The organism is Mangrovactinospora gilvigrisea (assembly GCF_001879105.1).
Lineage (GTDB): Bacteria > Actinomycetota > Actinomycetes > Streptomycetales > Streptomycetaceae > Mangrovactinospora > Mangrovactinospora gilvigrisea.
Map to the genome: position 1 here is coordinate 1 of NZ_MLCF01000176.1, position 1,522 is coordinate 1,522.

The window sequence follows — 1,522 nt, forward strand, 5'->3', positions numbered from 1 at the left end:
CCAAGGCCATGAAGTTAGGGGCCCGGCGCGTCTGTCGAGAGGATGTCGACGCTGATGGTGGCCTTGTAGGTGTGCCGGTCCACGCGCAGGCTCCTGTAGGCGTAGCGCGACAGCGGACGCTTGACCGCGCGGGGGCTGACGCGCAGGCGGCGGTCGGGCATGAGGTTGTCCAGCACGGCCCGCCCGATCGCGCCGACCAGGTCGATCACGGTCCCGGCGAGCACGTTCGCGGCCTGGACGACCTGGTCGCGGGCGGCGTTCAGGGCGGTGGTGAAGCTGCCACGATCTGCATCGGCGCCGGCGGCCTCGGCGGCGTCCGCGATCGCTGTCCGGATCAGCTGATAGGCCGTCAGCAGGGCGTAGACCTCCTGAGCGATGCCGGGCAGGGTGCGGGCGCGCAGCACCCGGCGGCCGAGCATCGATTTCTTGATCCCGAAGAACGCCGACTCCACCTCCCACCGTTCGTGATACAGCCTGACCAGCTCAAACGCCGGGTAGCGGCGGTGGTCCAGCAGGGTGGTCGCCAGCCGGTAGCAGCCGGTCTGCCGCCCGGTGGCGGTGGCGATCGCAATCTCGCAGACCACGATGCGGATCTCGACGTCGCCGATCCGGGAGAGGATGGAGCCGTCGGGGAAGCGCCGCAGCATCGGTGGCTTGCGCGCGGCCGAGAGCCGGGCCAGGAAGTCCGCCCCGGTTTCGGCGACCGCGGTCAGGTAGGCGTTGGTGGCAAAACCGCGGTCCAGCAGCACGATCATCTCGGCGCGCAGCGAGCGCATCAGCCGCCGGCCGTGGATGCTCTCGCCGGTGGACCGGGGCCCGAACACGGCGTCGATGACGGCCCGGGTGCCGCAGGCCACCAGGGCTACCAGGCAGATCTGCGGGTAGCCGGAGGCGGCCGTGTACTGGTTGGCGCCCTTGCCCAGGCCCGCGCGGGTGTTCGGGGTGTCGGGGACGTCCAGGTAGGTGCCGTCGATGGCGACCACCAGTAGGCCCGCCCACCGCGCGCCGGCGGTGCGGATCGCGGTGGCCGGGCCGCGCAGCAGGTCGAACAGGGCGCGCATCGGGCGGATCCCGAGCCGGCAGCGGGCGTGCCACAGCGCGGTCGCGGTGACCTTCGGGATCGGCAGGCCCTCGAGGGCGCCGGTGAGCTTGGACCAGACCTCGGGGTAGCCGCAGTCTTCGAACAGGGCGGCGGCCAGCAGCAGGTAGACCACGACGCGGGCGGGCAGCTTGCGCACCCGCTGCTGGAGGGCGCCGCACTGGGTGAGTGCGGCATCGACCATCTCGAACGGCACGAGGCGGGTCAACTCGCCCAGATGGCCTGGCGCGAAGACGTCTTCGGCCACGCGGATGGTGCGCAGGATGGCAGACTGGCCGGACAGCGGGGCCTCCGGTGGTGGCGACGAGTCTTGGCGGACAAGTCGTTCTACCGAGGCCCCGCTTCCCGTGTCCGGCGAACGCGCAGATCAGGTCCGTGTTGACACAGTCTCGCCGTTCATAACTTCATGGCCTTGGGCTAAAG

General features: G+C 70.9%; 1 protein-coding gene. It reads right to left on the reverse strand.

Annotation, left to right across the window (positions count from 1 at the left end; all coding sequences use genetic code 11):
- Positions 1 to 14: 14 nt before the first annotated feature.
- On the reverse strand, positions 15 to 1,346 hold the full coding sequence (locus BIV57_RS22865) for an IS4 family transposase (RefSeq protein ID WP_107409669.1): 1,332 nt from the start codon (positions 1,344 to 1,346) through the stop codon (positions 15 to 17).
- Positions 1,347 to 1,522: the final 176 nt, after the last annotated feature.